Here is a 3,170-nt window from a genome sequence, read left to right as displayed (position 1 = left end):
GGTGTTATAAAATTCTTCGTCAGTTTTAGTTAGATAAATGATGCCTTCGATAAGACCGACCAGACCCGTTGCCATAACAAAGAAAAAACCAATTCCAACACACATTAGTACATATCCGATAACAGTGGCGACCAATAAAATGATCCCTTCCTTTTGATATCCCAATATAAATTTATGTATGCCCAGCGATCCGAGTACTATGGCCAAAATGCCGGCCAGTATCTTTTTGTTCTCATTACCGCCCCCTGCAAAGGCGCCCCTGGCCCCTTCACTAAATTCGTTTGCCGTTCTTTTGGCCCCTTCCCCGAATTCGTTGGCGGCCTTTTTGGTGTCGTCGGCAAAATCTTTGGTCGATTCTTTGGCTTTTTCGAATTCTCCCTTGGCCTTATTACCAAAACCACTTGACTTCTTATTTTCCTTGTCGAAGGATCCTTCCGAACCTTCTCCGAATTTTTTATTCTCGTCTGACATTGATAGCTTTTTTAGGTTGTTAATTTTGTCAGGTTAAATGTAGCAAATTTTCCTATATCAATGAAATCAGGTATCTGTCACTTTAAAAAATATCGGTTCCAAACAACAACGCAAGACGAGTTCATTGAACTGATCAAGATATTTCAAAACAGCCGCTTAATAGCGCAACATCGTATTTTTTATCCTCTTACCTTTTTAAAGTCATTGTTTTACATTTTTTTCATATAGCGATATCCAAGCATCAACGGTCATCTTGGTTGCCAGTTCTCCGATCAGGTCATAGGGAATATCGGCTATATATTTAAAGCGGATACAGCTTTTGCCCATATCCAATTTGCGTGTACAGTGTTCTGGATATTCTTTTAAGAACCAGTTGTAGAGTTTCTCGTCCGCATACATACCCATATGATAAACGGCTACAAAATTCTTTTGTGAGGCGAGGTTCATAAAGGGAAGCGGAAGTTCAGGCGAGCAATGGTATCCTGGGGGATATATCGTGTGCGGTACCACATAGCCTAACATGCCATAGCTTAGTTGTTCTTCGAATCCTTCAGGAAGGTTATGAAGGATGGTCTTTCTTAGTCGGGATATTACATTTTGGCGGTCTTCGGGCAGCGAGGCGATATACTCCTCAGGCGATTTTGCTTGGTATTTCATCGATGGGTCCTTTAGAAATGATATCCTAAAGTTAACAAAATTCTGCCTTAACTTTATTTACGATGGTCTGTGCCAATTTTTCAAGGCTTTCGACGGTCCAACCTGCCACGTGCGGGGAGAGCATGACATTTTCGGCTTTGATCAGATATTCAAAAGCCTCGGGTAGCTTGCCGTCGGCAAACATATTTTCGAAGGATGATTTTTCATATTCCAGCACATCCAGTCCCGCGCCTAAAATTTTTCCCGATTTTAAAGCGGCTACCAAATTTTCGGTAATTAAACATTTTCCGCGGGCCGTATTCAAGAGCCAGAGCGGATTGCGAAAGGCGTTAATGAATTCGGTATCTATCATTCCGATCGTATTATCCGTCTGCGGAACGTGAAGGCTTAAAACATCGGTACGGTTCTGCAGTTCCATAATTCCAACTTGCCGTGCGTTTTCGTCTCCAACACCTCCTTTGATATCGTAGCAGATAACTTGGTCGACATCGAAACCTCTCAGTTTTTTGGCAAAGGCCTTACCCATGTTTCCGTAGCCGATGATGCCTACGGTTTTCCCTTCCAATTCTACCCCCCGATTGCCCTCACGGTCCCACTTTCCCGAACGCACTTCACGATCGGCCTTGTTGAGGTTGTTGAAGAGTGATAACAGCATGCCAAGCGTATGTTCGCCCACCGCATTGCGATTACCTTCAGGCGCGCCGGCCAAGAAAATGCCGTTCGCCTCGGCATGCCTGACGTCGATATTTTCGAGTCCCGCTCCCAAGCGTCCTATAAATTTAAGAGTATCCGCCTTGTTCAGAAACTCGCTATCGATACTAAATCGGCTTCTAATGATTAGCCCGTCGTATTGGTGAATCTTTTTCTCGATGTCTTGCTTCGAAGAAGTGTAATCCTCATCGTTTTGAAAGCCGAGTTCGGCAAATTGTGCGATGAGAAGGGGATGGTTTCGGTCTACGTGGAGTACTTTCATATACTTAAATCTTTGGATAATGGCTCTGGGTCAACTCATGTTCCACACCGCCGGTATGGGCCGTATTGATTTTTTCAAAAAGTAAAAGCTGGACTTCCTCGCCGTTTCTGGTCGACGGGCAATGTTCGACGCCTTTGGGCACCACAATGATCTCGCCCTCGTGCACTGTTTCCGTACGGTCGCGGAACTGCATGTACAGCGTGCCCTTTAATACCTGAAAAAGTTCATCTTCGTTCTCATGGGAGTGCCAAACGAACTCCCCTTGTATTTTGGCTAAGAGCACTTGCATATCGTCAACGATAGCAATCTGGTGCGGATGCCATTGTTTGCTGAACGTTGAATATTTCTCTTTTAAGTTGATGGGCTTCATTCGGTAATCTTTTTTTTGGGAGGAAGCAAAGGTACGAAGCTTTTTGCCAAGAATTGTTGCTTTTAAAGGGTACGGCTGACTTAAAGCACCATCAAATTACATCCCCGAACATCGGAATGGTCGAAACGGCCCAATATCTCAAAACTGCCATCCGGGTGTACTTTGCCCAAGTCTTGTGTGGCGATAAAGGCGCAGGAGTTGATGTTGGCCAAATCGATGACGTTGATTCCGCCGGTCTGCCCGGTGGTTTTATAGGTCATGGGGTCTTCGGTATCACGGATCATGATTTTCATCCAAGGTGGGGTTTCGAAGTTTCCGTTTCCTTTGGAGTAGGCCTGGGATAATAGTTCGGTCATGCCATATTCGGAGTGGATACGGTCAACCCCGAAACCGGATTTAAGAATTTGGTGCAGCTCTTCGCGGATCAGCTCTTTTCTACGGCCTTTCATTCCGCCGGTTTCCATAATTATTGTATGTTGCAATTTTATGGGATGTTTTTCTGCCATATCCAATAGGGCGAAGGATACTCCGATCAGTAGCGTTTTTGTGCCCGCTGCTTCAAGTTGCATTAGCTGGTCGTTTAATCCTTCCAGGTTATCCAGATAAAATCCGCTTTTTTCATGTCCGCTTTTACGGATCAGATCGTCGACCATGTATATCAGCGAAGAACCTTCCCGCTCGAGATAGGACGGAAGCAGT

Annotated in this window: 4 protein-coding genes and 1 pseudogene; all 5 read right to left on the bottom strand. The window is 44.7% G+C overall.

Annotated features, from left to right (window positions below):
* On the bottom strand, positions 1 to 471 hold a 471-nt coding region (locus ACEW8S_RS06680), incomplete at its 3' end, for a TM2 domain-containing protein (RefSeq protein ID WP_373517393.1).
* Positions 472 to 672: 201 nt separating this feature from the next.
* Complete coding sequence (locus tag ACEW8S_RS06675) at positions 673 to 1,128, bottom strand: DUF1801 domain-containing protein (protein ID WP_373517392.1); 456 nt, start codon at positions 1,126 to 1,128, stop codon at positions 673 to 675.
* A gap of 31 nt (positions 1,129 to 1,159) precedes the next feature.
* The gene (locus ACEW8S_RS06670) at positions 1,160 to 2,101 is read right to left on the bottom strand and encodes a 2-hydroxyacid dehydrogenase (RefSeq protein ID WP_373517391.1); all 942 of its coding nucleotides are present in this window, start codon (positions 2,099 to 2,101) and stop codon (positions 1,160 to 1,162) included.
* A gap of 4 nt (positions 2,102 to 2,105) precedes the next feature.
* On the bottom strand, positions 2,106 to 2,471 hold the full coding sequence (locus ACEW8S_RS06665; RefSeq protein WP_373517390.1) for a cupin domain-containing protein: 366 nt from the start codon (positions 2,469 to 2,471) through the stop codon (positions 2,106 to 2,108).
* Between the two features lie 80 nt (positions 2,472 to 2,551).
* Positions 2,552 to 3,170, bottom strand: a pseudogene (locus ACEW8S_RS06660) (acyl transferase); the annotation flags it as partial.

Origin of the sequence: Pricia sp., assembly GCF_041745955.1 — a bacterium.
Lineage (GTDB): Bacteria > Bacteroidota > Bacteroidia > Flavobacteriales > Flavobacteriaceae > Pricia.
The sequence above is the reverse complement of the archived record's forward strand: the minus strand, read 5'-3'. Positions and strand labels throughout refer to the sequence as shown.

Bases quoted from the DNA above. Each gene is read 5' to 3' on its own strand.
- ACEW8S_RS06675 (WP_373517392.1), bottom strand. From the start codon at position 1,128: ATGAAATACCAAGCAAAATCGCCTGAGGAGTATATCGCCTCGCTGCCC.
- ACEW8S_RS06670 (WP_373517391.1), bottom strand. From the start codon at position 2,101: ATGAAAGTACTCCACGTAGACCGAAACCATCCCCTTCTCATCGCACAA.
- ACEW8S_RS06665 (WP_373517390.1), bottom strand. From the start codon at position 2,471: ATGAAGCCCATCAACTTAAAAGAGAAATATTCAACGTTCAGCAAACAA.